Origin of the sequence: Nocardia transvalensis NBRC 15921, from assembly GCF_000308875.1 — a bacterium.
Classification (GTDB): Bacteria; Actinomycetota; Actinomycetes; order Mycobacteriales; family Mycobacteriaceae; genus Nocardia; species Nocardia transvalensis.
In genome coordinates this window covers 15,900-42,336 of record NZ_BAGL01000059.1, presented here as the reverse complement: position 1 = coordinate 42,336, position 26,437 = coordinate 15,900, and the positions used below count along the sequence as shown (strand labels likewise).

Below are 26,437 nucleotides of genomic sequence, written 5' to 3'. Positions count from 1 at the left end.
GCAACCTCCTCGGGTCATAGGTCGTCCGGGTTCCGATCTCCTTCACGCAATGCCTTGTCGAGTTCGCCGCGCAGCCGCGTCGCGGCCTGTTCGTCGCCCGCGTCCTCGGCGGTCGTGATGTCCTGGCGGAGCTGCGCGATGATGTCCTGAAATGCCATGAATGCCAAACCTTTCCACGTTGTCCGGGGCAGCGTCCGCCGCTCAGGCGGCGAGGGCCTGCTCGCGGAGGCTGCGCAGGGTACGGGTGAGAATGCGGTGGACCTGCATCTGCGACACCCCGAATTCGGTCCCGATATCGGCCTGGGTGCGGTCACCGAAGTACCGCTCGACCAGGATGGTCCGGTCCGGATCGGGGAGGGCGTCGATGAGCGGTTGCACGGTCATCGCCTCCTCGAGCAGGTGGTAGCAGGGCTCGTCGGAGCCGTAGAGGTCGCCCGCGGTCGCCGAGGAGCGGCCCGGGTCGGCGGGGGTGTCCAGGGATTCGGCGCGGTAGCAGTCCGACGCGACCAGCGCCTGGACGATCTGTTCGAGGTCGGTGTCGAGAGCCTCGGCGAGGTCGTGAGCCCCGGGCATCCGGTTCAGCCGCTGCGCCAGGTCGGGGATGATCGCCGTGATGCGCTGCTGAATTTCCTTGGTGCCGCGGGGCACGTGCAGCGTCCAGCTCTGGTCGCGGAAGTAGCGCCGCACCGTGCCCATGACGGTGGGAACCGCGAAGGCGACGAACGTCGGCCCGCGGTGCGGATCGAAGCGGTCGACGGCGCCGAGGAGGCCCTCACGCGCGACCTGCAGCAGATCGTCGTAGTCCATCCCGCGTCCGGAGAACCGGCGCGCGATGTGGTCCGCGAGCGGCAGGCACCGCACGATGATGTCGTCGCGCAGGCGCCGGTAGCGGGGATCGTCGGGATCCAGGCGGGCGAGTCGTTCGAATTCGGGTTCGATGCCGTCGTAGGGATCGTGCCCGCGACGGGCGCGGGAGGCGACCTCCCGCGTGGGAGGGTCCGAGGTTCTGATCATGGTCGCACCTCTCGACGAGGGTCGGTCGAACTTCTGACTCGATCTGCGGCTACCCGCACGCCGGGATCTCAACCGTCCGCGGGCGGGGTGAAGTGCCTCACCGGTGCGACCCGGTCAGGGCGTGTTTCACCGGCTCGGAGCCGGGTAGGCGACGAACAGGAAGAGTCCACGAGCGGGGTCGAGGGGGACCCGGAACGGAGGAGCCATGACCGGACCGGAGACGCGTCCGTCCGAGCGCGCGGCGAAGCGGCAGCGCCGGCGGCACGCGGGCGAGGGCATCGAGGACGTCTACAACGTGCCCGGCATCGTGCTCTGCGCGCTGGCGATCGTGGCGCTCGCCGCACTGCTGACCGCCGCGGGCTACGGATTCGCCGGATGGGCGGTCGTCGCGGGAGTGATCTGCGTGGTGTGCGCCGTCGGCGGCATCGGGTGGCTACTGATCGAGCGGCGCCGAATGGCTCGGCGCACTCCGCCGGCGCCCGAACGGCAGGGGCATTGAGCTTGTAGGACATCGACTACGACGCGGCCGTGGTGGAGGCGATCGCGATGGGACAGTATCCGTCGCTGACGGTGCGACTGTGGCGCGCCGCGCCTTGGAGCCGCAATCCGCTGACCCGGGCCTCGGACCGGGTCGACGGCGCGGTCCGGGTGCTCGCCGCGCTCCTGGTTCTGATCGCCGTGCCCATCGCTTTGGCCGCCGCGACGGCCGAATACTCCTCGGCCGCGGAGCGCATCCGCTCGGAGAATGCCACGAAGGCACCGGTCACAGCCTCGATCGCCACCGAACCGTCCCCCGTGCCGAGCGACGGCCGGGTGCCGCCCGCGCGGCTGGAGGCCCAGGTCTGGTGGAGCCGCGACGGTCAGCCCGGGGAAGCGACGACGACGGTCCCCGGCACCGCGCGCGTCGGTGACCGGATCCAGCTGTGGCTCGGGCCGGACGGTCTCCCCACGACACAGCCACAGCCCACTGGCACGGCCGCCCTCAGGGGCGTCGTCATGGGCCTCCTCATCCTGACCTACGGCTGCGGCGGAGCGATCGGGCTGGTCTGGATCACCGGATACCTGCTGCGCTGCCGCAACAGTCGAGAATGGGCGCGCGAATGGCGCAGGCTGGGTCCCGCCTTCGGCCGGGATATGCATTGATGACCGAGAAGCCTTGCGGCGCAGCGGCTCTGGTCAGCCTGCGTCGATGACCGCTTGCAGTGCGCGTTTGAACTGGTCGGCGCCCGGGTCGGGGAGCGCTGCCAGGAAGCGGCGTTCGCAGTCGTCTATGACGTCGGCGCCGCGGCGCAGCACGTCGCGCCCTTCGGCGGTGAGACGGACGTCGTTCTTGCGCCGATCATCGGGGCGGGGGTGGCGCTCGACCCAGCCCTGTTTCTGGAGGTGGTCGATCAGCGCGACCATCGTCGTGCGATCGACGCCGAGTAGCTCCGCCACCTCGCGCTGGGAGAGCCCGGCCTGTTCGTCCAGGCAGTTCAAGGCCGCCCACTGCTGCGGGCCGATGCCGAGCGGCTCGAGTTCGGCCGCCGTCAGCCGCATGTAGTGCAGCGCCGCGTGTTTGAGCAGATAGCCGAGTCGGGGAATCTCGGTGCCGCACGGCGGTGGCGGGGTCGGCTGATCGGAGGCGGGCACCCGGTAATCATATATGTCGATGATCGTCAGAATTGCTGATGATCAGTTATGCTGACGAATGCAGGGCGGCGATCCCGCGACGTGCGGATGATCCGGATCCCCTGCTCGAAAGGTGTCTTCATGTCCCAGTCGATCGCGGTATTCGGCGCCGGTCCCGCCCTCGGGCGAGCCGTCGCGCACCGCTACGCCAAGGACGGCTACGACGTCGTGCTCGTCGCCCGCCGCCGGGAATCACTGGAATCGATCGCCCGGGAGGTGACCGACGCCGGCGCGGCCGCGCACATCCTCACCGCCGATCTCGCCGATACCGAGTCCGTCCCCGCACTGGCCGAACGGATTCGCGCCACGGTCGGGGACCTCGATGCCTTCTATTACGGCGCCGCGGCCGACGGATTCGTTCCGGTGCTCGACCTGACGCCCGAGCGCGTGCGCGACCTCATGCCGCTGGGCGTCGAGACGCTGATCGCATTGGTGCGAGAGTTCCTGCCCGCCATGATCGCTCGCGGGGAGGGTGCGATCCTCGGTGCGCAGGGAGCCAGTGCCCTGCACGGCAATCCGCATATCGCCGGCGGGCTCGCGCTGGCCGCGCAGCGCAACTATCTCCAGGCACTGCATGCCGAGGTGGCGGCGGCGGGTGTCTACGTCGGCAGCCTGTACATCGGCGCGGCCATCGAGCGCAGTGCCTTCCACGACACCATGGTCCGGGCCAGGGCCGCGGGCGAACCGGGATGGGAGATACCGGTCGTCGACCCGGCGCATCTCGCCGACCTGCTCCGGACCATGCACCAGGCCAAGGATGGCGTGGAGGTCGTGTACCCCGAATAGCCTGGTGTCCTACCGGCGTCGGGGTGGACTCCTACCACGGTAGGAGTCGGATACTCGCCTTCGGGACGACGCGTCGACGGGGCCGGGGCCGGTAGCGTCGCGTGGCGGTGCCCCGCGTCGGAGCGGGGGCGCTCTCGAAACCCGGCTGGGTGACCGGTGTTTCGCTACTTACTTCGCGCAGGGGGTGAATCGTCGATGTCGCGCGTCCTGTGGACGCGGCCGAGGTGATGTGAGGAGCGGTGTGTTCGAGCGATTGGGCGCGGTCGTCTATCGGTTGCGGTTCGCCGTGGTCGGGGTGTTGGGGGCCGTGCTGCTGGCGCTCGGCGCCTACGGCAGCGGCTTGGCGGATCATCTGAGTTCCGGCGGCCTGGACGATCCGGGGTCGCAGTCGGCGACCGCGTCCCGGCTGAAGGACGAGGTGTACGGGCGCGACCACAACAGCGATGTGGTCGTCCTGTACACCGCGCCCGAGGGCGGCAGCATCGACGATCCCACGTGGGGCCGCGCGATCACCGACAGCCTCAACAGATTGCCGCAGGAACACCCCGAGATCGCGAAGGTCAACGGCGCCTACTGGAAAACCGATACCGGCCAATGGGCGCCGTCGCTGTTCGGATCCAAGGACAAGAAGTACGCCTTCGCCTCGATCGCCATCACCGGCGACAACGACACGGAGATGGTGAACAACTTCCGGAAGGTGCGCGGTGCCTTCGACATCGAGGGAGTGGACGTCCAGGTCGCCGGGCTGCAAGCCGTCGCGGGCACGCTGAACGACACCATCTCCGCCGATACGAAACGCATGGAGATGCTGGCGGTTCCGGCGGTCGCGGTGCTGCTGTTCGTCATCTTCGGCGGCGTGGTCGCCGCGGCGCTGCCGCTGATCATCGGAGGTCTCACGGTGCTGGGCGCGAACGGCATCGTCATGGCGATCACGAAGGTCACCGAGGTGAACTCGTTCGTCGGCGCCGTGGTCTCGATGATCGGCCTCGGCCTGGCCATCGACTACAGCCTGTTCATCGTGAGCCGTTTCCGCGAGGAACTCGCCGCCGGATACGAGCCGAGCCGGGCCGTGCGGCGCGCCGTGACGACCGCCGGGCGCACCGTGGCCTTCTCCGCGATCATGATCATCGCGGCGAGTTCCGGCATGCTGCTGTTCCCGCAGGGCTTCCTCGAGTCGATCGGTTACGCGACCATCGCGACCGTACTCCTGGCCGCGCTGGCCTCCGTCACGATTCTCCCGGCGCTGCTGGGCATCCTCGGCACACGCGTGGATATGCTGGGGCTCAACCGGTTTCGCCGGACCAAGACCGCCGCGGAGATCGAGAACGGCTTCTGGGGCCGCACTGCCCAGTGGGTGATGCGACGTCCGCTGAAGGTCGCGCTCCCGATCGTGGTCGGGCTGCTGTTGCTGATCATTCCGGTGCAGAACCTGAAGTTCGGCGGCATCAGCGAAACCTATCTGCCGCCGGACAATCCGACCCGCGTCGCGCAGGAGAAGTTCGACGAGGTCTTCCCGCTGCGCAAGACCGACCCGATCCAGCTCGTCATCGAGACCGACGAACCCACCGAGATCTACGGGGTCCTCCGGCAGGCCAACGACGTCGAGGGGCTGACAGCCGATTTCCCGACACCGGACGCGCCGCCCGACGGCTCCACCGCGTGGACCACCGAGGCGACGCTGAGCGACGACGCCGACCCCGACGCGGTCATCGACGAGCTGCGCGCCCTGCCCATGCCCGAGGGCGTGCACCTGATGGTCGCCGGTCAGCGCGCGATGGAGAAGGACAGTATCGACGCGCTGCTGTCGCGCATGCCGCTGATGATCGCGCTCGTCGTACTCGTCACCACCCTGCTGATGTTCCTGACCTTCGGCTCACTCGTCCTGCCGATCAAGGCCGCCCTCATGAGCGCGCTCGGCCTCGGCTCCACCCTCGGCATCCTCACCTGGATCTTCGTCGACGGACACGCCGCCGGACTACTCGAGTTCACACCACAACCGATCATGTCACCGGTCCTGGTCCTGATCATCGCGATCATCTACGGCCTGTCCACCGACTACGAGGTCTTCCTGCTCTCCCGCATGGTCGAAGCCCGCACCCAAGGCGCGAGCACCACCGAAGCCGTCCGCATCGGCACCGCCCAGACCGGCCGCATCATCACCGCCGCCGCCCTCATCCTGCTCGTGGTCACCGGCGCCTTCGCCTTCTCCGACCTCGTGATGATGCAGTACATCGCCTACGGCATGATCGCCGCGCTGTTCATCGACGCCACCGTCCTGCGCATGCTCCTCGTCCCCGCCACCATGAAACTCCTCGGCGACGACTGCTGGTGGGCGCCCAAATGGATGAAGAGGATCCGGCAGCGGGCCGGCCTCGGCGATCCCGTCTCCACGAGAGACGTTGTGCCACAACGTCAGAAGGTCGAGTAACGCATGTCGGGAGAGAACCGTTTCGGCCGCCGCGCCGCGCTGACGCTGGCCGCTGCCGCCGGCGTCGCGTGGACGGCCGGTCGCGCCGCCGCGAGTCCGGACAACGCCCGCTACCACGGGTATTCGGCGGAGGACGCCGCCCTGCCCTACGCGAGGTTCATGGCCGACCGCACCGCACCGCCGCCGGAGCCGGTGGCCGCCGCGTTCGCCGGGCCGCCGGTCGCGCCGGATCTCGTCCCGGACTTCGCCACGCTGACAACCGATCTCGCCGCCGACGGCTACTCGGCGATCGAGACCGGCTACGGGCAGACCGCGGCGGGCGTGGTGTGGGTCGCGGTGCGAACCGAGATGCCGCGGGTCACCGCCGCGATGTGGGATTGGTGGTTCGGCTGGCATTCGACCGAACCGGCCCGCTACAAGTTGTGGCATCCCGACGCGCACCTGTTCGCGGCCCTGGCGGAGGACCGGACCGCGGCGCGGATTCCCGACCGGGACAGGTACATCGGCAATATCTCCTATGTCGACGAGTACGTCGGCCCCAAACTCCAGCAACTGGCGATCGCCTTCCAGGATCCGGTCGCGCACGGATTCGCCGTCCCGGCCGGGCATACGGTGGTCTTCGGGCGGGTGGGCAGCGCGATCGCGCCGGTCGACCTGGGCTGGCTCGCTCATCAGGTGCGCCCGATCGACGGCGGCTGCGAGATGCGCAGCCGCTTCCACCTCAACCTGCGCGGCCTGCACGCCCCCGACCTCCCGCAGGCGGTGCGTGCGGTCGAGCGCGGCGCCTCCGTCGATCCCGGCGACCTGGTCCTCGGCCTGGACCTGGGCCGTGATCTGCTGCTGCACTGCGGCCAGGAGATGCACCATCTCGCCGGTTTCCTGCCCGAATTGCACGCCGAGTTCGGCGCCTGAACCCGCTCCCGGTGGTGCCGTCCCGGCGATCGCGCGGTGTTTGCGCGGCCGGAGTGGTTAACTCGTCACCGTGTCGGATTTCGAACCGGTGGATGTCAACCAGGATCAAGCACACAGTGCCCGCATCTACGACTATTTCCTCGGCGGCAAGGACAACTACGACGCCGACCGGGAGGCCGCGGCGCGGATCGAGCAGGCCATTCCCTCGGTGCGGGCGGTGGCCCGCGGCAATCGCGCGTTCATGGCGCGCGCGATCCGGCAGCTAGCGGCCGAGTCCGGCATCCGGCAGTTCCTCGATATCGGTACCGGCATTCCGACCGCGCCGAATCTGCACCAGATCGCGCAGGAGGTCGCGCCCGACGCGCGGGTGGTGTACGTCGACAACGATCCGATCGTGCTCGCGCACGCCCGGGCGTTGCTGATCGGTACGCGGGAGGGCGTGACTCGCTACGTCCAGGCCGATGTGACCGATCCCGAAGGCATCCTGGCCGATCCGGCGGTGCGGCAGACGCTGGATTTCGGCAAGCCCGTCGCGCTGAGCCTGATCGCGCTGTGCCACTTCGTTCCCGGCGAACAGATCTACGACATCATCGATACGCTGCTGGCGCCGCTGCCGTCCGGGTCGTATCTGGTGATGACGCATCTGACCACGGATTTCGATCCCGGGATGGTCGAGGGCACGGTGCAGGCGTACCGGGCGAGCGGTATCGAGATGGAAGCCCGCACCTACGAGGGTGTTTCGCGATTCTTCCGGGAGATGGACCTGATCGAGCCCGGAATCGTGGCGATCGATTCCTGGCATGCGGGCGGGCAGGACCCGCGGTCGTCCGTGACGGCATTGCCCGGCGACGGCTCCGAACCGCCCGCGGCGGGCTATGCGGCGGTGGGTCGCAAGAGGTAGGGCGCGCCCGGTCAGTCGTTGCGGAACTGGGCGGTGCGGTGGGAGAGGCGTTCGGCGAAGGTCTCGGTCCACGCCAGCGATTCGGGTTCGTCGATCGCGTCCAGCGGGCGCGGCGCGGCCCGCAGGCGGCGGATGTCGTCGAGGCGTGAGGGTTTGCCGATCTGCGTCTGCGCCGCCAAGATCTTGACGCCCCACGCGATATAGGTGTCCACGCTCATTCCGGCGCATTCGGCCGCGTCGTGCAGGCGGTCCCATTCGGCTTCGTCCACGGTTACGGTCACCGTCATATCCCTGGTCGACATAAATCCTTACGGTAGTCCTGGAGAGGCGGCCCGTTACTGATGGGAAGTGCGGCGTTTCGCCTGCTCGAACCGCGTCACGATCCGGCGGCGACGGGCGCCTCGTCGGCGAGCAGTGTCTCCAGCGTGTCCAGGCGCTTCCACCAGTGCCGGCAGGTGCCGGGGGCCGGATAGGGCGCGGTGAGCCGGAGGGTGACCACCAGGACGCAGCCGTGGTCCTGCGGGCGCAGGTCGAAGCGCAGCACGACGTCGGCGTCGGTGAATTCGAACCGCCGCGGTTGTTCCGCCGCGGTGACCACGCCGTCGCGGAGCGCGCCCTGCCCGTCGTCGAATCGGACCGCCCCGCCGGGAACGGGGTCGAGGTCGACGACGGGCAGCGGATACCACCGGCCGACGTGCCGGGTCTGGGTGAGTACGCACCACACCTTCTCGGGCGGGTGTGTCAATGTCCGCATGAATCGAAGTTCGCTCGGATGCTCGTTCACTGTCCTGTTCTAACACCTTCCGCCGCAACGGGATACGGTTGGAAGAAAGTGTGATTGCAACTGTCCCGCTCATTTCGGATCGCCCCAGCATCCGGAACCGGAATGCCCGAATATAGGGGTGTCAAGGGGTGTTCGCCATTCACCGAATTACGAATAGGGACCGACGGCCCGGAAAAATACGAACATGATCCGTCCGACGCCGTGCGAGCGATAGGGTCGTAGGTCCCGAAGATATCTGTCGATATTTTCCACGGTACGGCCGCGACGGCAAAGAAATAACTCCGCGGGTCAGTCGCGGGCGCGCACCTCGAGGGTCTGGAGCGCCCGGCCCAGCGGACCCTGCTCGTCGTGCAGCACCGTGGCCACCGTGCCGATGCCGTCGGGGCCGAGGGAGGTCTGCACGTCCAGGCCGATCCACTCGCCCTCGGGGGCCCGGAAGAGGGTGACGGTGAGATCGGTGTTGAGGAACGTCCAGTCCACCGGATCCAATTGCGCGCCTACGCCGTTGGCGATATCCGCGACGGCCAGGGTGCGGACCAGCGGGCTCATCGGCTCGTCGTCGACCACGACCGTCAGCGGGCGCACCCACACCCGCCGGCCGCCGCTGATGGTCCGCAGATCCACCGTCTTCAGGTAGCCGCCGTCCCACCCCGACGGAATCGTCGGATCGACGCCCGCCGTAGCGGAAATCGGTGGCAGGGGAGTGATTCCGGCCGAGGCGACCGCGGCGGTGTCCGAGGTCGCGATGCGCCACGCGCGGGCGGTGGCGACGACGCGACGGGAGCCGTCGGGCCGCGCGGCGACGAGTTCGGCGGCGACCATCTCGACCCGTTTGCCGGGCCGTTCGACCCAGGCGCGCACGTCGATCTCGGCGACCGGAATCGGGCCCAGGATCTCCATGGTCAGCCGCGCCACCCGCGCGTCCGCACGGGGAGCGCACCGCTCGACCGCCCGGCCCAGCAGCGCGGACGGCGGCGCGCCGTGCTGCATGGTCGCGGCCCACACGCTCACGGTGGACTCGGTCGCCCGATAGCGCTCGGCGCCGTCCTCGCCGGACCCGGCCGACAGGTAGTAGGGATCGATGGCCGCCTGCTCGAGTGTCACCGGGCCAACCTACCAACCCGTTCGTTACCGCTCGGCGTGCGATGTCGTCCGGCGATCGGCGAGTTGCTCGCTGTCCGCTACGGACGGCCGATTCGGCCCCGAATCGCCGATCGTTCCGGGGAAAACCCCTAGGGGAGGGGCTCTCTCGGTCCTTGACCGCGAGCGGCGGCGGTCCTACGTTGCTGCGTATCGCACGGTCGGCAGGGGATCGAAACGGCTGGTGCGGCAGTCGATGACGGGGGCGCCGCCACTCGTCTCAGGAGGTGGGGATGTCCGTCGTCGAGCGTTGCCGCACAGCGCGCACGCCGTTGTCGCGCTGGGTGATTGCCGCCCTGTCGCTCGTGAGTCTGATTGCCGCCAGTCCGGCCGTCGCCGACCCGGCCCCGGCCCCGACCCTGCCGGACGTCGTCGACGGGGTGGTGCCGCCTCCGGCGATCGGGCCCGACCCGGAGGCGCTGCGCGCGGCCGTCATGCCCGCCGCGGCGGGCGACGCCTTCTTCGACGAGTGGCCGGCCGGGCTGGACGGCATGGCGGCCGGGCAGATCATCGAGACCAGGGATGTCACCCGGACCGCGGCCCCGCTGCTGGTGGTTCCGGTGCGGCGGGCGGTCCAGGTCAAGTTCCGGACGGCCGACGCGCACGACGCGCCGTCCTTCGGGACCGCCACGCTGGTCGTTCCGGCGGCCGCCTGGTCCGGCGGGGGCCCGCGGCCGGTCGTCGTGAACAACGTGGCGATCGACGGCCTCGGCCGGGCGTGCACCCCCGGCCACACCATGGCCGCGGGGCTGTCGCCGCAGACGGGCCCGACCGAATTCGTCCCGCCCGTGACCCACCTGGCGCTGTCGCGGGGGTACGCGGTGCTGCTGCCGGACCACGAAGGCCCCCGCATGGCGTACGCCGAGCCCTACGTGGCGGGCCACGCGGTCCTGGACGCGATCCGCGCCGCGCGGGCCGCCGAGCCGGACGAGCTGGGGGACAGCCGCTTCGCGCTGTTCGGCTATTCCGGCGGTGCGATCGCCACGGTCGCGGCGGCGAAACTCCTGGGGGCGTACGCGCCGGAACTCACTCCGGTCGTCGCCGGTGCGGCGGCGGGCGGGGTGCCCGCCGATTTCGAGATGCTCACCCACACCATGAACGGCAATTTCGCCTCCTCGTTCTTCCTGGCCGCCGTCTTCGGCATTGCCCGGGAAAGGCCCGAAATACTGGCGAGGATGAATCATCTGGCGCAATGGATCGCCACCTCGCCGCTCAAGGATTCCTGTATCGCGGTCATCGCCGTACCGGGCGCCGCGAGCCTTCCCATCGATATCGCGGCGAATATCACCGATCCGCTGCATTCCCCCCTCGCCCGCGAGATCCTCGACGCCACGCGCATGCCGGACCGGCGTTCGGCGACGCCGCTCGCCATCGTCAACGGCGAACAGGAATTCTGGATCCCGGCCGCCGGCGCCCGGGCGCTGTTCGACGAACAATGCCGTCTCGGCGCGACCGCCCAGTACACGAGCGTCCTCGGCGAACACATCGTCGGCATGGCCACGAGTTTCGTCCCCGCCATGACCTGGCTGGACGATCGGCTGCACGGCCTTCCCGCGCCGGACGGCTGTCCCCGGTGAGTAACCGGCGAGGGCGGTCAGCGGGTGAGGACGGGCAGGAACGTCTCGGCGATCCGCCGGTACCCGGACGCGGTGGCGTGGCCGTCGTTGTCGCTGCACTGGTAGGTCCAGGCGCAGATGCGGGCGACGTTCAGCGGGACCGTGCCGTACCGGGGATCGGTCACCACGGTGGCGAAGTCGTGCGTATCGAAGTCGGCGTTGACGTCGGCGATCGCGAAACCGTTGGCGCCGTACACACCTCGCTCCCCGGCGTTGAACACGTCCACCAAGGGCACCGAGGCCACGGCCGCGGCCCGGCCGGCGACGTCGCCGCTCGTCCAGGCGGCCAGGCCCGGGTCGTAGTACGTCATCGCGGCGTAGACCGGGGTGTCGCCGCCCGCCTGCCGCAGCCTCGCGGCGATCCGCCACAGCTCGGGGAGCAGCGCCGCGCCGCCCTGTGCCGTACAGGAGAGATCGCCGTGCAGAACGCAATTGGTGTTGTTGGCCCCCATGTCGAGGGTGACGTAGGCGACGCGGCCGGCGTGCTGCCTCAAGAAGGCGACCGCCGCGTCCATCTGAGACCCTTCGGGGTACCGGCAGATTCCGCCCTCCAGCATGGTCGTGGTGGTCTCGCCGCCGCAGCCCAGCTTCACCAGACGCAGGTCCGGGTGGCGCTCCCGCAGAGCCTCGTAGAGACGGTCGGGATAGCCCTCGTCAGTGGGGCCTCTGCCCGGCTGAGAACCGACGGACAGCGAATCACCCACTGCCAGATAGTATTCGGGCTCGTCGGCGTGGGCGGGCCCGGCGCCCAGCAGCGCCAGGCCGGACAGCGCGGCGAGAGCGAGAGCGGTGCGCCTGGTCATCGGCGGCTCCGATCGTCGATTCGTCTCAGAAACCCAGTGTCCGTCCGCCCGTCCGCCCGCACGCCCGGGATGCGGGACCGCAGGACTGCTGTGACGCCGCCGTGACCGGGCGATGGCGGAATCGAAACCCGGCGTGTCGGGAGGGATGCGGGCAGGCGACTCAGACGGTAGCGTCCCCCGGAGACGACCCGGACCCGGCGGGGTTCCGGGCGCGGGACGCGATGTCGTGAAGTGAGGCCGAATTGTCTTCTGTACCACCACTTTCGGACTGGACGAGCGACGACGTCGATCCGAACGTGCCGAGTATCGCCCGCATCTACGACTACCTGCTCGGCGGCTCCCTCAATTTCGCGGTCGACCGCCGCTGGGCCGACGACCTCGAACAGCGCTGGCCCGGGATCACCGTGGCGACCCGGGCGAACCGCGCCTTCCTCCGGCGGGTCGTGACCTACTGCGCCGAGGCGGGCATCACCCAGTTCCTGGACATCGGTTCCGGCATCCCCACCGCCGGCAACGTGCACGAGATCCTCGCCGGGCTCGGCGTGGACGCCCGCGTCGTGTACATCGACAACGACCCGGTCGCGCATCTGATGAGCCGGCGCATCCTGGCCGGCACCCCGTCCGCGGTGGCGGTGCGCGGCGACTTCCGCGACCTGGATTCGGTCCTCGGCTCCGACGCGGTGACCGGCAGCCTCGATTTCGGCAAACCGGTTGCGGTACTGCTGCTCTCGGTCCTGCACGTGGTCGGTGACGACGCCGACCCGCACGCGGTCCTGGGACGGCTGGCGCAGCGCCTGGTCCCGGGCAGTTGCCTGGCGATCTCGCATTTCACCAGCGAGGGCTGGTCGCAGGAGCGGCTGGACGAACTGCTCGAACGCACCCGTGCGACATCCACGCCCGGCCGTCCGCGGACGGCGGCCGAGGTCGAGGCCCTCTTCGCCGGATTCGATCTCGTCGCTCCGGGCCTGGTCCGGGTGCCGCAGTGGCGGCCGGACCCCGAGGCGCCGGGTGAGACCAGCCAGCTGGACTGGCTGGGCGGCGTGGGGGTGAAAGCCTGACCCCACGGTGCGCCTGGCCCCGGTGATCGACTCGCACCCCTACGATTCGCTCTGATAGCGACGGAGCATGATTCGGCCCGATGTGGGGAGCGCGCGATGGAGCAGAGCGGCCGCCGGTCGACGCGTGAGGTCCTGCAGGCCCTGCCCGGCCACGTGCGAGCGGATGTCACCCGGCGGCTGCGCAGACGCGGTCGCGCGCTCGCCCTGAAGGACATCACCGTGGTCGACGCGGGGATGCTGAAGCGGGCCGTCGTCGCCGCCGCGCTCGGGAACTGCATGGAGTGGTTCGACTTCGGCGTCTACAGCTATCTCGCCGTGGTCATCGGGAAGGTGTTCTTCCCGGACGTCGGCGCGGGCGTGCAGGTCCTGGCCTCGTTCACCACCTTCGCCGCCGCGTTCCTGGTCCGGCCGCTCGGCGGCCTGTACTTCGGCCCGCTGGGCGACCGGATCGGGCGGCAACGGGTGCTGGCCACCACCATGCTGATGATGGCCGGCAGCACCTTCGCGATCGGCTTCATCCCCGGATACGACACGATCGGCATCGCCGCCCCGATCCTGCTGCTGCTCTGCCGGATGGTGCAGGGCTTCTCCACCGGCGGCGAATACGGCGGCGCGACCACCTTCATCGCCGAGTACTCGCCGGACCGGCGGCGCGGATTCCTCGGCAGCTGGCTCGATTTCGGCACCTTCACCGGATACGCCGCGGGATCCGGCGTCGTCACCCTGCTGAACGCCACCCTCGGCGACCAGACCGTGGAGGACTGGGCCTGGCGGCTGCCGTTCCTGATCGCCGGCCCGATCGGCGCCATCGGCCTCTACATCCGGCTGAAGCTGGAGGACACCCCGGCCTATCAGGAACAGCTCGACGCGCACGATCGGGACCTGGCCGAACAGGAGGCGGGCACCGGCCGGCTGGGGGAGATCGCGGTGATCTTCACCCGGCACTGGCGGGCCATGCTGATCTGCATCGGGCTGGTCCTGCTCTACAACGTCACCAACTACATGGTGACGGCCTACCTGCCGACCTATATGACCGAATCGTTGCATCGCTCCACCACGAGTTCGGATGTCCTCGTGCTCTGCGCGATGGGGCTGGTGATGGCGCTGATCACCTTCGTGGGACGGGCCAGCGACCGGTACGGGCGGCGTCCGGTGTATCTGACCGCCGCGGCCGCCCAGATCGTCTTCGCCTACCCGTGTTTCCTGCTGATCCGGCAGGACGGCTGGGCGCTGCCCCTGCTGGGCATCCTCGTCCTGGCCGCGCTGCTGGCCGGTTTCGCCGGGCCCACCGCCGCCACCCTGCCCGCGCTCTTCCCGACCGCCATCCGTTACGGCGCGATGGGAATCTCGTTCAACATCGCGGTCTCGGCGTTCGGCGGCACCACCCCGCTGGTCAATGCCGCCCTGGTGGACGGCACGCACAACCTCATGATGCCCGCCTACTACCTGATCGTCTCCGGTCTGATCGGCATCGTGGCGGCGCTGTTCCTCAAGGAGTCGTCACTGCTGCCGCTACGGGGTTCGCAGCCGATGGTCGGCACCGAGGAGGAGGCGGAGCAACTGGTCACCACCTCCGAACTGGCACTGGCGGAACTCCGTGCGGAGGACTCGAAACCCTAGGTGCCGCACGACGTTCCGGCCGCGGTCAGACGGTGCAGAGCGGGGCGATCGAGCCCAGCCCGCCCGTGGTGGGGGAGGTCAGATAGACGCAGGGGGACTGGCCCGCCGCATCGATCGCCGAGCGGACCGATCCCCACTGCTCGGGCGACAGCGCCGCCGTGCGGGACAGGACGAATCCGGAGGTGCGGGCCGGATCGGTGACCAGGGCCCAGCCGTAGTCCTCGCCCAGCGCCGTCACGATGTAATTGGGCGGGCCCTCGCGGCGGTCCTGGGTCGGGACGCCCGGAAAGCTCACGTGCAGTTGGGCATTCGTCGACGGATCCGTCACGGTCGCGGTCCCGGCGATGTCGTTGCCGGTCCCGCCCCAGGTGGTGCAGCTGTTGTGCACCGAGATGTCGCCGCGCGCGTCGAGACCGTAGACCGCGGACGTGTCGCGGGCGCAGACCAGGTTGAAGTACTGCGGCACGGCGGCCAGCTGGTGCCAGGTACCGAGGTACCGGTCGAGTTCGAGGCGCGGGACCGGGGCCGGGGGAGCGGCCGTGGCCGTCGACATCGTCGCGCCCGTGATCGCGGACGCGGCGGCGAGCGCCGCCCCGATCCGGCGGAACCGCCGTGTTCGATCGGTGAGCACACCGTCCTCCTTCGGTCGAGTACGGTCATCGTAACCAAGTTTCGATGCATAAGCGATGCATCACCCTGGCGTGGACGGCTCTCAGCCGGGAAGGTCCTTGTCGAGGGTGCGGCCCAGGACGTGGCGGAGGGCGAAGTCGAGGTCGGGGGTGCGGAACCGGTGACCGGCGGCGCTCAACCGCTCGGGCAGGACGCGCTGACTGGCCGTGGCCAGTTCGCGAGCGCCCTCGGCTCCGAGCAGCAGTGCGGGGCCGAATCCGGGAACGGGCAGGATCGCCGGCCGGTGCAGGACGCCGGCCAGCGCGGCCGTGTACTCGGTATTGCGAACCGGGTGCGGCGCAACGGCATTGACGGGCCCGGACAGCTGCTCGTCCGACAGCGCGCGGTGATAGATGTCGACGAGATCGTCGATCCCGATCCAGGCCAGCCACTGCCGTCCGGTGCCGACACGGCCCCCGAGCCCGGCCGCGAATAGCGGCCGCAGCAGGCGCAGGGTGCCGCCGCGCGGCGACTGCACGATGCCGGTCCGGACGGTGACCACGCGCGTGCGGTCCGCGGCGGTCGCGGCGGCGGCCTCCCACCGCGCGACCAGGTCGGCGACGAAACCGGTTCCGCGCGTGCTGTTCTCGTGCAACTGCTCGTCGCCGCGGTCGGCGCCGTAGTAGCCGATCGCCGACGCGCTGACGAAGGCGCGCACACCCGACCGGGCCGCCAGGTCGGCCAGCAGCCGGGTGGGTTCGATCCGGCTGTCGGCGATGGCGCGCTTGTGCGCGTCGGTGAACCGTCCGGCGATCGACGCGCCGGCCAGATGGATCACGGCGTCCACGCCGTCGAGCAGGCCGGGCGCCGGATCGGCCGGATCCCACCGGCGCTCATCGGTTCCGCGCGGTTCGTGCCGGACCAGCCGGATCACGGTGTGCCCGCCCGTCCAGAGGAATGCGGACAGGGCGGATCCGACCAGGCCGGAGGCGCCCGTCACGGCGATGGTCGACGGCCGCAGGCCCTGCCCAGCCGCGCGCCGGTGCGCGGCCAGATCGCCCGCCAGCTGGCGCGAGCGGTAGGCGAACATCGGCCGCAGCGCGAATTCCGGGACCGGCGAGCGGACCCGGTCCACCACACGGGTGTGCTCGGCGTCGACGGCCTCGAATTCGTGGGAGTGCCGCCAGGGCACCAGGCCCGCCGGAAGCGAGGCCGGGCCGTCGGTGGTGATCTCGTCACCGAACCGCCGCGGCGGGTCGTAGTCGCCCGGACGGTGCCTGGCGACGCAACGCAGCCCGCCCGGCAGCGCGAGCACGGCCCGCCCGTCCGCCAGCGATTCCGACTCCGAGCGCACGCCGAGCGGTTGCCACGGCGGGGCCAGGCGGCCGAACGCGCCGGGGCGCTCGAACCAGGCGAAGACCTCCGGTCGTGGTACCTCGACGACACTCGACCATTCGATGCCCATAACCGACTGTAACCACTGATAGTTCGGGTATCGCGCACCCGAGCCGCTCTAATGATCGGGCGGCAGGATCCGCAGGGCGGCAACCACTCCCGCCGTGATCGCGGCCGTGGTGAGGAGAGTGATGGTGGCGGAACCGGTCAGCGTGCCGATTCCGACCAGTGCGACGAGACAGATTGCCGCAGCCAGGATCGCTGTCCCGCCGTTCACACCCGCTATTCGTGAGGGGCGATTCGTGGCTGTCATATCGACAGTGGTACCCCACCTGCCGTTATCGAAACGTTATTCCATCGAGATGTACGGAATCGGGGGCCGCGGGCGGATCCCTCGGTCCCTGTTTGCCTTCCGCCGCGTGCGGGTATCCGCCCATCGAACGGTGGTGGCGCAACGAGGCGATTCACCGCACCGGGACGAATGAGATTCGGCGGGGAGTTGTTTCGGATGGATGATCTGCGACGCAGGGTTCTGACTACGGTCGAGCATGCGCGGCAGGGATTGGATCCGGCGGACGCGCGCTTGCTGGAGCGGCGCGTCGTCGACCTGTGTGCCGAGATCGCCGGGGCCGACTACGCTCCCGCGGAGCGTCGCCGGCTCATGGCCTGCTGCTCCGAGGCGCGGGCGGCCGCCCGCTGGGCGATGGGGCGCCCGAGCACCAACCTTCCGCCGCTGCGCCCGCCGGCGGCGCCTGCCGAGCGATCCGCGGTGGCCGCGCGGCGTACACCCTTATTCTCACCGTGCGCGAATACCTCGTAACGAGCCGCGCATCTTGTCACTGTCGATGCGTCCATTCGAATGTGTTCATCCGACTCTCGACGGAGGCGCGAACCGATGACGGTGACCGACGAGTATCTGGCCAACAACGCCGACTACGCCGCGGGGTTCAGCGGCCCGTTACCGCTGCCGCCGAGTAAGCATGTCGCCGTGGTGGCGTGCATGGACGCCCGGCTCGACGTCTATCGCATCCTCGGTCTGAAAGAGGGTGAGGCGCATGTGATCCGGAACGCGGGCGGCGTGGTGACCGATGACGAGATCCGGTCGCTGGCCATCAGTCAGCGGCTGCTGGGCACGACGGAGATCATCCTCATCCACCACACCGACTGCGGCATGCTGACCTTCACCGACGACGACTTCAAGCGTGGTATTCAGAGCGAGGTGGGTATCAAGCCCGCCTGGTCCGCCGAGGCGTTCTCCGATCTGGACGAGGATGTGCGCCAATCCATCCGGCGCATCGAAGCCAGCCCGTTCGTCACCGCGACGACCTCCCTGCGGGGATTCGTCTTCGATGTCGGCACCGGCAAACTCGACGAGGTGCACGCGGGCTGACCCGCGGAGAGCCGGTGAGCCCGGAGTTTCCGTTCCGGGACCGTCCTGTGCGCTCCGGTCGCCGGATGCGGGAGTCGATCCCGCCGGTGCCGGAGCGTTCCCGGCCGCCAGGACATGAATCATTGCCGCCCAAAGGGTTCGGCGCGACGAACGCGAGGGCACGCGGAGTGGCTCCGGCCGCGAAGAAGCCGGAGCCACGTATCCGAGTGTTCATACCGGTCGGTATGACCTATCTACTGTAGGCACACTCCCGGCCGCCGCACACGGACGTCTTCCCTCCGTTGGTAAACATGTGGCTAACCAGGTGTCCCCGAGCCGGGGCGTCAGTTGTAGACGGCGCCGAAGGACGGAACCGAGATGGTGCCCAGCTGGTACTGGTAGCCATCGGGGTTGGCGTCGCTCACCGGAACCGGCCAGCGGTGCCACAGCGTGCCGTAGACGGCGGCCACGATCATGCCGGGGCCGGGGTCGAATACGGGGGTGCGGATGGTGGTGTCCACCGGGACGTCCTGATGCTCGGTGAGCACGGTGGTCCCGCTGCGGCCGTTGGAGAGGTTGAGCCACAGCACTTCCAGCCGCGCGCCGCTCTGATTCGGTGCGATGGTGCCCGGGCCGCCGAAGAATCCGACGCGGAATCCGTCGAGGCCCAGCGCGATGCCGGAGCCGTAGACGCCGGGTCCGTCGCCGCGGCCGATATCGGACTGGGCCGGGATCTGGAACGGCTGGGCCGGCAGGGCGGCGTCGAGCACCGGCGGCGGGGTCGCCGCGGCCAGCCGGTCCACGGCCGCGGTCGCGGCGGGATTGCCCGCGGCCGCCGCCTGCAACTGCCGCACGGCGTTGTTCCAGGCCGGCGCCGGATCGGCCGCCGCCGGTCCGGCGGCCAATGCGGCGACGGCCGTACCCGCCGCGAGCGCGCCGGCGAGCCGATGGGTGAAGCGGGATCTGTGCATAATCTGATCTCCTCGGATTGTGCTGTACCGCATGCGCTGTCGGGCGCGGGCGAGCCGTCCGCACCCGATGAACGCATACAAGCACCTCTCCGCCTCCGCGGTTCGAGGACGCGCCGTGCCGCACCGGCGTAAGCGGGGTTGACGCCCGGATCTCCAAAACATCCGTTCCGGACGGTGTGTGATCGGGTACACAATCCGTCGAGGTATCTCGCACGTTCTCGGCCAGGAGGTATGCCATGTTCCGGCGCATCTGGAGTTCGGCGGTGTGGGAGCATGTCGTGCGGGCGCTGGTATCGCTGGGCGCGGCGTCCTGCGGTTCCGTGCAGGTGTACACGGAGTATGTCGAGGCGAGACAGCTGCTGGACCAAGAGTGGGACTGGTCGGTCCCCTATCAATGGTTCGAGACGATGCGCGACTGACTTCGGTGACTACGGGGTGATGCGCAGGGGCTGCGGGCCGTCCGGGCGCGCCGGTTCCTGCGGCGGCGGCGAGTCGTCCCGGGGCTTCGGGACCGCGCCGCGAATCACCTTGCGGAACCGGCGTTTCAGCTGCTCGAACCGGGTCGTGCGGGCCGGCCACAGCTCCTGCACGGCGGCATTGAATTCCGCGCCCAGGATCACCGCGAAGCCGAGGAAGAACGTGAACAGCAGGAAGGCGATCGGGGTGGCCAGCGCGCCGTAGCTGATTCCGGTGCGCGTCACCCAGGCCAGGTAGCGCCGCAGCCCGTCGCTGGCGGCCATGAAGAACACGCCCGCCACCAGCGCGCCGCCGAACAGCCGGTGCCAGGGCGGCGAGCGGTGCAGGGCGAGTTTGTAGAGCGTGGTCAGCCCGATGATGAGCAGCAGCGCGGTGCCCGGATAGTAGAAGCCGTCGAGCAGCCGCAGCCCCGGCTCGCGCCAGGCCTCGGGCAGCACCCGCCCGATGAGCGCCGGGCCCAGCGCCACCAGCGGCAGCACGAAGACTGCGGCGACCAGGAACAGGACGTACAGCAACAGCGCGAAGATGCGCTGCCAGACCGGGTGGCGGGCGTCCTGCTGGCCGTGTGCCGCCACGATCGAGTCTACGAAGGTCGCCATCGCCGACGACCCCGCCCACAGCGACAGCACGAAGCCGACCGACACCACCGCGCCGCGCCCGCGCCCGAGCACGTCGCCGACGGTCGGGGCGATGAGATCGTCGACCACCGTGGAACTGAACAGGTTCCGGCTGAAGCTGATGATCTTGCTCTCGACGATCTGCACGGTATCGGGCCCGAACCACCCGCCGACGTAGCCGAGACTGCCGAGCAGTCCCAGCAACAGCGGGGCCAGCGACAGCGTCTGCCAGAACGCGGCGGCGGCGGATTTGGCGAAGATCGAATCGTCCCAGGCCTTCACCGCCACCCGGACGATCAGGTGCCAGGTCCGGTGCAGGCCGTAGGTGACGCGCCGCCGCACGGCCGCGCCCATCCCGGGAGCGGCCTCGTCGGCCGGAGGTGGTTGTCGCGCGTCCATCGTGCATACAGCATCACCTACCGACGCGCCGAATAAACGAACGGGCGGAAAACGTGTCGCGCGGGACGGGCCGTGTGGTGGGCGACGACACGCCCATAGTGGGCGTGTTCGCCAGGTGTGCAAAACGTCACCCAGCACGGTTTGCGGCGCGGTTCGGTTTCCAGGGGTCGCTGCGTACGCGACGAAGGAGCAGGCAGCGGCCCCTGGAAACCGAACCATCCAGGCGCCGCAAACCCGCGACGCCGGAGGCGGCGCAATCCAACACTGCGTTATTGTCTGTCGAGTGACTTCGGGTGGTGCTGGTTCGTTACGTGCATGGCAGCGCAGGGCTCTCACCAAGTATCTGACGACGAAGCCACGCGACTTTCTCGCGGTCGCGACGCCAGGTGCCGGTAAGACGACGTTCGCGCTGCGGCTGGCCTCCGAGCTGCTGGCCGACCGTACGGTCGATCAGGTGACAGTGGTGGCCCCGACCGAACATCTCAAGCATCAGTGGTCGGCCGCGGCGGCGCGGGCCGGCATCGCGCTGGACTCGAACTTCTCCAACTCCACCGGCGGCACCTCCGGCGACTATCACGGCGTGGTGGTCACCTACGCGCAGGTGGCCTCGCATCCGTTCAAGCACCGCGTGCGCACCGAGAACCGCCGCACCCTGGTGATCCTCGACGAGATCCACCACGCCGGCGACGCCAAGAGCTGGGGCGACGCGACCGCCGAGGCCTTCGGCGACGCGACCCGCCGGCTGGCGCTGACCGGTACCCCGTTCCGCAGCGACGACTCCCAGATCCCGTTCGTCGAGTACGAACCCGACGAGTCCGGATTTCCGCGGTCGCGGTCGGACTACTCCTACGGCTACTCCGAGGCGCTCGCCGACGGCGTCGTGCGGCCCGTGGTCTTCCTCGCCTACTCCGGCGACGCGCACTGGCGTGACAGCGCGGGCGAGGAGTACTCCGCACGCCTGGGCGAGCCGATGAGCGCCGAACAGACCGCGCGGGCCTGGCGCACCGCGCTGGACCCGGCGGGCGACTGGATGTCGAAGGTGCTCACGGCCGCCGACACCCGCCTGCGCCAGCTCCGGGCGACCGGTATGCCGGACGCGGGCGGCCTGGTGATCGCCACCGATCAGGAGCGCGCCCGCGACTACGCCGAACTGCTGGAACATATTTCGGGGGCGCGCCCGGCCGTGGTGCTCTCCGACGATCCGACCTCCTCGGACCGGATCGGCGAATTCGCCGCGAACACCGACCCGTGGATGGTGGCGGTGCGCATGGTGTCCGAGGGTGTGGACGTGCCGCGCCTGGCGGTCGGCGTGTACGCCACCAGCGCCTCGACGCCGCTGTACTTCGCGCAGGCGATCGGCCGCTTCGTGCGCGCCCGCCGGGCGGGGGAGACGGCGAGCGTCTTCCTGCCGTCGGTGCCGGTGCTGCTGGACCTGGCCGCGCAGCTGGAGATTCAGCGCGACCACGTCATCGGCAAACCGCACCGGGAGAAGAACGGCCTCGAGGACGAGTTGCTGCTCGAGGCCAACAAGCAGGAGGACGAACCGGGCGAGGAGGAGCGCAAGTTCGTCGCGCTGGCCGCCGACGCCGAGCTGGATCAGGTGATCTACGACGGTGATTCGTTCGGCACGGCCACCTTCGCCGGCAGCGACGAGGAGGCCGACTACCTCGGCATCCCGGGCCTGCTCGACGCCGAGCAGATGCGCGCGCTGCTGCGCGACCGCCAGACCCGTCAGGTGGCCGAGCGCAGCGCGGCGGTCTCCGGCGAGCCCGGCCCGAGCGTCGCGGCCGCCGCCGAGCGGGTGGCCACCGCCGACCGCCTGAGCGAGCTACGCCGCGAACTCAACAGCCTGGTCGCCATGCACCACCACCGCACCGGCAAACCCCACGGCGTCATCCACGGCGAGCTCCGCCGCGAATGCGGCGGCCCCCCAACAGCTCTCGCCACCGCCGAACAACTCTCCCAGCGCATAACCGCCCTCCGCCGCATGTAGGCGCCGCCTTCACTCCGCCCGGCCCTGTCCCGATCTCCATCCGCCCGGCGTGCCCCCGATCCTCATCCGCCCGGCGTGCCCCCGATCCTCATCCGCCCGGCCGGTCCATCCTTCTTTCCCGGCCGGTCCATTCTTCCTTCCCGGCGTGTCCATTCTTCTTTCCCGGCGTGCTTTTGGCCGGGATCTCGCGAGATCCCGGCCAAAAGCACGCCGGGAACTGGTGGGGTCATGTAGCGGGGACGTCGGCACTCGGCCAAGCCGCCAGGGCACGGTCTATCGAGCGATTGAGCTGGGGGAGACTTGCGCCGTCGCGGGCTTGGACCGAGAGGCCGAACAGGACCGTGGCGTAGAAGTCGGCGAGTTCGGCGGTGTCGGTGCCTGCGGGGAGGTCGCCGTCGGCGGTGCCGCGGTCCAGGCGGGTGCGGATCTGGTCGATCGTCCCGCGGCGTTTGTCGGTGAGGAAGTCGCGGATGGCGGTGTTGCGTGTGGTGTAGGTGGATCCGGCGAGGACCACCATGCAGCCGCGCGGCGTGCTGTCGTCGGCGTAGGCCGCGGCGTTGTCGCGCAGCATGGCCTCGACGGCGGTGCGGGCGGTGGGCTGCTCGCTCAGGGCGCGGCCGGTGTAGCTCCCCTCAGTGGTTCCGTACAGGTCCACGGCCTCGCGGAAGAGCTGTTCCTTGCAGCCGAAGGCGGCGTAGAGGCTGGGGGAGTTGATCCCCATGGCGGCGGTGAGGTCGCCCATCGAGGCGCCCTCGTAGCCGTGCTCCCAGAACACCTCCATGGCGCGTTCCAGCGCCCGCGCCCGGTCGAAGGCGCGGGGACGTCCTCGCTCCGCCATGCCGATCCTTTCTGTGTCGATCGTTAAATATACCCCTTGACGCTCCTGCCGACGTCTGGTTGGGTCATTTATGTACTGATCGACACAGAATTAGGGAGTAGCGAGATGAACGATCTGACCGGCACCGTGGCCCTCGTGACCGGAGGCGGCCGGGGCATCGGCGCCGCCATCGCGCGGCAGCTGGCCGAGGCGGGCGCCGACGTCGCCCTGACCTACCGCACCGGCGAGGACAACGCGCGCAAGGTGGTGGCGGAGATCGAGGCGCTCGGCCGGCGCGGGCTGGCCGTGCGGGCCGACAGCGCCGACGCGGGGGAGGTCGTCGCGGCCGTGCATCGCGCCGCCGAGGAACTGGGCCGCCTGGACATCCTGGTCAACAACGCCGGCATCTTCCCCGCCAAGCCGTTCGAGGAGTTCACGCTCGAGGAGATCGACAACGCGCTGCACATCCACGCGCGGGCAGCCTTCGTCGCCGCGCAGGCCGCGGTGGCGCATATGGGCGAGGGCGGCCGCATCGTCAGCATCGGCTCGAACCTGTCCGAGCGCGCGCTGTTCGGCGGTCTGGCCCTCTACAACCTGAGCAAGTCGGCGCTCAACGGTTTCACCAAAGCCCTTGCGCGCGAACTGGGTCCGCGCGGCATCACGGTGAACCTGGTGCAGCCGGGCGCCACCGACACCGATATGAATCCGGCCGGCGGTGACCACGCCGGTCAGCAGCTGCCGTTCAATCCGCTCGGCCGGTTCGCCGGGCCCGACGATGTCGCGGCCATGGTGTCCTTCCTCGCGAGCCCGGCCGGGCGGGCGGTCAACGGCGCGGTGCTCACCGTCGACAGCGGGACCAACGCCTGATCTCAGCGCGCGAAGTACCGGCCCGGCGACACTCCCACCGCCCGCCGGAAGGCCGCGACATAGGCGCTCGCGGAGGCGTAGCCGACCCGCTCGGCGATGCGGGCGGTCGGGAGCCCGGCGGCCAGCAGCGGCAGCGAGGCCGCGAGCCGGATCTGAGTTCGCCACTGCCCGAACGTGATTCCGGTCTCGGCAAGGAACAGCCGGGCCAGCGTCCGCGGGCTGGCGGCGGCCGGCGGGGCGAACCGGGCCAGCGTCCGGTCGTCGGCGGGGTCGCGCAGCAGGGCGTCGGCGACGACCCGGGCGCGCGGGTCGGCGGGCAGCGGCGCGCCAACCGGAATCACCGCGAGCGGTTCGAGCAGATCGAAGACGACGGCCTCGGCGCGCGCCCGCCGGTCCGGAGCGAGGCCGTCGAAGACGCCGTGGAATTCCCCTGCGGCGCCGGGCTTCTGGAGGTCGCCGCCGGTGAGGTGATCGAACAGTTCGTGCAGCAGGCGGCCCACCCGCAGCAGCGTCGGGGCGGTGTAGGCGACGGGGCAGCGTTCCGGTTCGACGAAGATCCCGCGCATGGCCGCGCCGTCGGAGGTGCCGGTGCGGTGCGGGAGCCCGCCGGGGATCCACAGCGCGCGGGTCGGCGGCAGCACCCAGTGGCCGCCGCCGACGTCGACGGCGAGCACTCCCCGTGAGGCCCAGGCGATTTGGTGCTGCGGATGCGAATGCCGGTCGAACCAGTACCCCGCCGGGAGGACCCCCGTGCCGAACACCATCGCGGTCGGTCCCACGGGGGCCGCGACGTCGGGTTGGCCGTTTTGCGACACAGTCTGGCAGCGTAGCGTCTCGCGGCCAGCCGTGGGGACTCCTACCGTCGTCGGCATGGGAATGAATCTGCTGCACCGCATGCTCTGCCGGTCCGCCCTGTGGGAGCGTGCCAGCGCCACCAGGATCGTGCCGTGGGCGCTCGCGGATCTCGACCTCGGCGACTCGGCCCTGGAGATCGGCCCCGGATACGGTGCGAACGTCGAGGCGCTGCGACAGCGCGTGCCGGCGCTCACCGGGCTCGAGATCGACCCCGCGCTGGCGAGCCGGCTGCGCGACCGCAAGCCCGGCCGTCTGCGGGTGCTCGACGGCGACGGCACCGCGATGCCGTTGGCGGACACCGAATTCAGCTCCGTCGTGTGCTTCACCATGCTCCACCACGTCCCCTCCCCGCCCCAGCAGGACGCCCTGTTCGCCGAGGCCTTCCGGGTCCTGCGCCCGGACGGGATCTTCGCGGGCTCCGACGGCCTGGACAGCCTCGGCTTCCGCGCCATCCACCTCGGCGACACCTGCGTCCCCGTCCCACCCGAAACTCTCACCGACCGCCTGACCCGCGTCGGCTTCACCGACGTCACCGTCGAGAAGGGCGAAGGAAGCTTCCGCTTCCGGGCCCGCCGCCCGAGCTGACCGTCCGCCCCGCCGCCCGAGCCCTGTTTCCGGCGCGCTTTTGGCCGGAATCCCCTGTGGCGGAGGTGGTCCCCGGCCAAGAGCGTGCCGGGGAAACCTGTGGACGTGTGCCGGGGAAACCTGTGGACGTGTGCCGGGGAAACCTGTGGGACGTGTGCCGGGGAATTTGAGAGGTCTGTGCCGGGGAGGGCGCGTCAGGCCGGGAGGCCGAAGAAGGTTGTCGGGTCGAGGGAGTCGAGGGGGGTCCAGCGGGGTGGGGGTGTGGCGGGGTCGGTGGTTGTGGCGGTCGACTCGCGGTAGCCCTGGAGATCCAGGGCGAGCCAAGGGTTTTCGTCGATGCGGCGGGCCAGGGTGTAGCAGGTGGCGAGGAAGTGCAGGCAGCGGGGTTTGCGGGCCGGGCAGGAGCAGTCGGTGTTCTGCACCTGCGGGGCCAGGGTGATGCCGGCGGCGCGCAGGGCCTGGTGCGTGGCGTCGGCGAGTTCGACGGTGTCGGTGGTGAGGTGCGCCGCGACGGCGGTGACCGTGGAGGCGGGCAGGGGTGCGACTTCCAGGTGTGTCACCGACGCCTGTGCGCCGCGGTGGATGCTCGCGCGCACCACCCGGCCCTCGATCTCGAGCTGGACGCCGTCGGTGCGGGCGATGCGGCGAGCGCGGGGGAGCAGCGGTTCGGGCCGCGACACCGCGAGCGGTTCGGCGAGGCGCACCCAGTCCCGGCCCCAGGCAGTGTATCCGAAATCGTTGTCGGGCAAA

Annotated in this window: 29 protein-coding genes and 1 pseudogene; 15 read left to right on the top strand and 15 right to left on the bottom strand. The window is 70.0% G+C overall.

Going from position 1 to position 26,437, the window contains the following annotated elements:
- Positions 1–14: 14 nt before the first annotated feature.
- Both ON41_RS41685 and ON41_RS20030 read right to left on the bottom strand, forming a co-directional pair.
- The gene (locus tag ON41_RS41685) at positions 15–158 is read right to left on the bottom strand and encodes a hypothetical protein (RefSeq protein ID WP_157185552.1); all 144 of its coding nucleotides are present in this window, start codon (positions 156–158) and stop codon (positions 15–17) included.
- A gap of 43 nt (positions 159–201) precedes the next feature.
- Entirely contained in the window at positions 202–1,014 is an 813-nt protein-coding gene (locus tag ON41_RS20030; RefSeq protein WP_040749222.1) for a SigB/SigF/SigG family RNA polymerase sigma factor, read from the bottom strand.
- 205 nt (positions 1,015–1,219) lie between these two features.
- Here ON41_RS20030 and ON41_RS20025 point away from each other — a divergent pair, with 205 nt between their 5' ends.
- Both ON41_RS20025 and ON41_RS20020 read left to right on the top strand, forming a co-directional pair.
- The gene (locus ON41_RS20025) at positions 1,220–1,513 is read left to right on the top strand and encodes a hypothetical protein (protein WP_040749221.1); all 294 of its coding nucleotides are present in this window, start codon (positions 1,220–1,222) and stop codon (positions 1,511–1,513) included.
- A 47-nt stretch (positions 1,514–1,560) separates the two neighbouring features.
- A complete protein-coding gene (locus ON41_RS20020; protein WP_157185551.1) occupies positions 1,561–2,157 on the top strand; it encodes an Rv1733c family protein in 597 nt (198 codons plus the stop codon).
- Between the two features lie 33 nt (positions 2,158–2,190).
- Here ON41_RS20020 and ON41_RS20015 read toward each other — a convergent pair whose 3' ends face one another.
- Positions 2,191–2,646, bottom strand: a complete 456-nt coding sequence (locus ON41_RS20015) for a MarR family winged helix-turn-helix transcriptional regulator (protein WP_063709918.1) — start codon at positions 2,644–2,646, stop codon at positions 2,191–2,193.
- 120 nt (positions 2,647–2,766) lie between these two features.
- On the opposite strand from ON41_RS20015, the gene ON41_RS20010 reads away from it, so the two are divergent.
- The 4 genes and pseudogenes from ON41_RS20010 (at position 2,767) to ON41_RS19995 (ending at position 7,712) form a co-directional block, all read left to right on the top strand.
- The gene (locus tag ON41_RS20010; RefSeq protein ID WP_040749279.1) at positions 2,767–3,471 is read left to right on the top strand and encodes an SDR family NAD(P)-dependent oxidoreductase; all 705 of its coding nucleotides are present in this window, start codon (positions 2,767–2,769) and stop codon (positions 3,469–3,471) included.
- Positions 3,472–3,712: 241 nt separating this feature from the next.
- Positions 3,713–5,857, top strand: a pseudogene (locus ON41_RS20005) (MMPL family transporter); the annotation flags it as partial.
- Positions 5,858–5,902: 45 nt separating this feature from the next.
- Positions 5,903–6,811: a DAPG hydrolase family protein gene (locus tag ON41_RS20000; RefSeq protein WP_040749219.1), complete on the top strand. Its 909-nt coding sequence runs from the start codon at positions 5,903–5,905 to the stop codon at positions 6,809–6,811.
- 70 nt (positions 6,812–6,881) lie between these two features.
- A complete protein-coding gene (locus tag ON41_RS19995; protein WP_063709917.1) occupies positions 6,882–7,712 on the top strand; it encodes an SAM-dependent methyltransferase in 831 nt (276 codons plus the stop codon).
- Between the two features lie 11 nt (positions 7,713–7,723).
- Here the strand turns inward: ON41_RS19995 and ON41_RS19990 are convergent, their stop codons facing one another.
- From ON41_RS19990 to ON41_RS19980, 3 genes are all read right to left on the bottom strand, one after another.
- Positions 7,724–8,014, bottom strand: a complete 291-nt coding sequence (locus ON41_RS19990; RefSeq protein WP_157185550.1) for a hypothetical protein — start codon at positions 8,012–8,014, stop codon at positions 7,724–7,726.
- A 74-nt stretch (positions 8,015–8,088) separates the two neighbouring features.
- Positions 8,089–8,466 carry an SRPBCC domain-containing protein gene (locus ON41_RS39180; protein ID WP_051161964.1) on the bottom strand — a complete coding sequence of 126 codons (378 nt, stop codon included), beginning with the start codon at positions 8,464–8,466 and terminating at the stop codon, positions 8,089–8,091.
- A 318-nt stretch (positions 8,467–8,784) separates the two neighbouring features.
- Entirely contained in the window at positions 8,785–9,600 is an 816-nt protein-coding gene (locus ON41_RS19980; protein ID WP_246829564.1) for a thioesterase family protein, read from the bottom strand.
- Between the two features lie 269 nt (positions 9,601–9,869).
- On the opposite strand from ON41_RS19980, the gene ON41_RS19975 reads away from it, so the two are divergent.
- Positions 9,870–11,213 carry a lipase family protein gene (locus tag ON41_RS19975; protein ID WP_051162007.1) on the top strand — a complete coding sequence of 448 codons (1,344 nt, stop codon included), beginning with the start codon at positions 9,870–9,872 and terminating at the stop codon, positions 11,211–11,213.
- A 17-nt stretch (positions 11,214–11,230) separates the two neighbouring features.
- Here ON41_RS19975 and ON41_RS19970 read toward each other — a convergent pair whose 3' ends face one another.
- Positions 11,231–12,055 carry an SGNH/GDSL hydrolase family protein gene (locus ON41_RS19970; RefSeq protein WP_051161962.1) on the bottom strand — a complete coding sequence of 275 codons (825 nt, stop codon included), beginning with the start codon at positions 12,053–12,055 and terminating at the stop codon, positions 11,231–11,233.
- Between the two features lie 242 nt (positions 12,056–12,297).
- On the opposite strand from ON41_RS19970, the gene ON41_RS19965 reads away from it, so the two are divergent.
- Positions 12,298–13,113: an SAM-dependent methyltransferase gene (locus ON41_RS19965; protein WP_040749217.1), complete on the top strand. Its 816-nt coding sequence runs from the start codon at positions 12,298–12,300 to the stop codon at positions 13,111–13,113.
- A 96-nt stretch (positions 13,114–13,209) separates the two neighbouring features.
- Entirely contained in the window at positions 13,210–14,733 is a 1,524-nt protein-coding gene (gene proP / locus ON41_RS19960) for a glycine betaine/L-proline transporter ProP (RefSeq protein ID WP_040749216.1), read from the top strand.
- 25 nt (positions 14,734–14,758) lie between these two features.
- Here proP and ON41_RS19955 read toward each other — a convergent pair whose 3' ends face one another.
- The 3 genes from ON41_RS19955 to ON41_RS40395 all read right to left on the bottom strand — a co-directional run bounded on the left by ON41_RS19955 (position 14,759) and on the right by ON41_RS40395 (position 17,050).
- The gene (locus tag ON41_RS19955; protein WP_083905487.1) at positions 14,759–15,286 is read right to left on the bottom strand and encodes a lipocalin family protein; all 528 of its coding nucleotides are present in this window, start codon (positions 15,284–15,286) and stop codon (positions 14,759–14,761) included.
- Positions 15,287–15,445: 159 nt separating this feature from the next.
- Positions 15,446–16,807, bottom strand: a complete 1,362-nt coding sequence (locus ON41_RS19950; RefSeq protein WP_040749214.1) for a TIGR01777 family oxidoreductase — start codon at positions 16,805–16,807, stop codon at positions 15,446–15,448.
- 48 nt (positions 16,808–16,855) lie between these two features.
- Positions 16,856–17,050 carry a hypothetical protein gene (locus tag ON41_RS40395; RefSeq protein ID WP_083905477.1) on the bottom strand — a complete coding sequence of 65 codons (195 nt, stop codon included), beginning with the start codon at positions 17,048–17,050 and terminating at the stop codon, positions 16,856–16,858.
- Between the two features lie 195 nt (positions 17,051–17,245).
- Between ON41_RS40395 and ON41_RS19945 the strand changes: the two genes are divergently transcribed.
- Both ON41_RS19945 and ON41_RS19940 read left to right on the top strand, forming a co-directional pair.
- Complete coding sequence (locus ON41_RS19945; RefSeq protein WP_040749213.1) at positions 17,246–17,557, top strand: hypothetical protein; 312 nt, start codon at positions 17,246–17,248, stop codon at positions 17,555–17,557.
- A 75-nt stretch (positions 17,558–17,632) separates the two neighbouring features.
- Complete coding sequence (locus tag ON41_RS19940) at positions 17,633–18,127, top strand: beta-class carbonic anhydrase (RefSeq protein WP_040749212.1); 495 nt, start codon at positions 17,633–17,635, stop codon at positions 18,125–18,127.
- A gap of 323 nt (positions 18,128–18,450) precedes the next feature.
- On the opposite strand, the gene ON41_RS19935 is transcribed toward ON41_RS19940, so the two are convergent.
- Positions 18,451–19,077, bottom strand: coding sequence for a hypothetical protein (locus ON41_RS19935; protein ID WP_040749211.1), 627 nt, complete (start codon positions 19,075–19,077; stop codon positions 18,451–18,453).
- Positions 19,078–19,313: 236 nt separating this feature from the next.
- On the opposite strand from ON41_RS19935, the gene ON41_RS19930 reads away from it, so the two are divergent.
- The gene (locus ON41_RS19930; protein WP_040749210.1) at positions 19,314–19,496 is read left to right on the top strand and encodes a hypothetical protein; all 183 of its coding nucleotides are present in this window, start codon (positions 19,314–19,316) and stop codon (positions 19,494–19,496) included.
- Positions 19,497–19,505: 9 nt separating this feature from the next.
- On the opposite strand, the gene ON41_RS19925 is transcribed toward ON41_RS19930, so the two are convergent.
- Entirely contained in the window at positions 19,506–20,525 is a 1,020-nt protein-coding gene (locus tag ON41_RS19925; RefSeq protein WP_083905476.1) for a YihY/virulence factor BrkB family protein, read from the bottom strand.
- 328 nt (positions 20,526–20,853) lie between these two features.
- Between ON41_RS19925 and ON41_RS19920 the strand changes: the two genes are divergently transcribed.
- The gene (locus tag ON41_RS19920) at positions 20,854–22,563 is read left to right on the top strand and encodes a DEAD/DEAH box helicase (protein ID WP_246829563.1); all 1,710 of its coding nucleotides are present in this window, start codon (positions 20,854–20,856) and stop codon (positions 22,561–22,563) included.
- Between the two features lie 226 nt (positions 22,564–22,789).
- Here the strand turns inward: ON41_RS19920 and ON41_RS19915 are convergent, their stop codons facing one another.
- Complete coding sequence (locus ON41_RS19915; protein ID WP_040749209.1) at positions 22,790–23,401, bottom strand: TetR/AcrR family transcriptional regulator; 612 nt, start codon at positions 23,399–23,401, stop codon at positions 22,790–22,792.
- Positions 23,402–23,506: 105 nt separating this feature from the next.
- Between ON41_RS19915 and ON41_RS19910 the strand changes: the two genes are divergently transcribed.
- A complete protein-coding gene (locus ON41_RS19910) occupies positions 23,507–24,247 on the top strand; it encodes an SDR family NAD(P)-dependent oxidoreductase (protein ID WP_040749208.1) in 741 nt (246 codons plus the stop codon).
- A 2-nt stretch (positions 24,248–24,249) separates the two neighbouring features.
- Here the strand turns inward: ON41_RS19910 and ON41_RS19905 are convergent, their stop codons facing one another.
- Positions 24,250–25,062 carry an AraC family transcriptional regulator gene (locus ON41_RS19905; protein WP_246829562.1) on the bottom strand — a complete coding sequence of 271 codons (813 nt, stop codon included), beginning with the start codon at positions 25,060–25,062 and terminating at the stop codon, positions 24,250–24,252.
- Positions 25,063–25,117: 55 nt separating this feature from the next.
- On the opposite strand from ON41_RS19905, the gene ON41_RS19900 reads away from it, so the two are divergent.
- On the top strand, positions 25,118–25,687 hold the full coding sequence (locus ON41_RS19900; RefSeq protein ID WP_040749206.1) for a class I SAM-dependent methyltransferase: 570 nt from the start codon (positions 25,118–25,120) through the stop codon (positions 25,685–25,687).
- A gap of 194 nt (positions 25,688–25,881) precedes the next feature.
- Here ON41_RS19900 and ON41_RS41100 read toward each other — a convergent pair whose 3' ends face one another.
- Complete coding sequence (locus ON41_RS41100) at positions 25,882–26,436, bottom strand: SWIM zinc finger-containing protein (protein ID WP_040749205.1); 555 nt, start codon at positions 26,434–26,436, stop codon at positions 25,882–25,884.
- Position 26,437 lies beyond the last annotated feature (1 nt).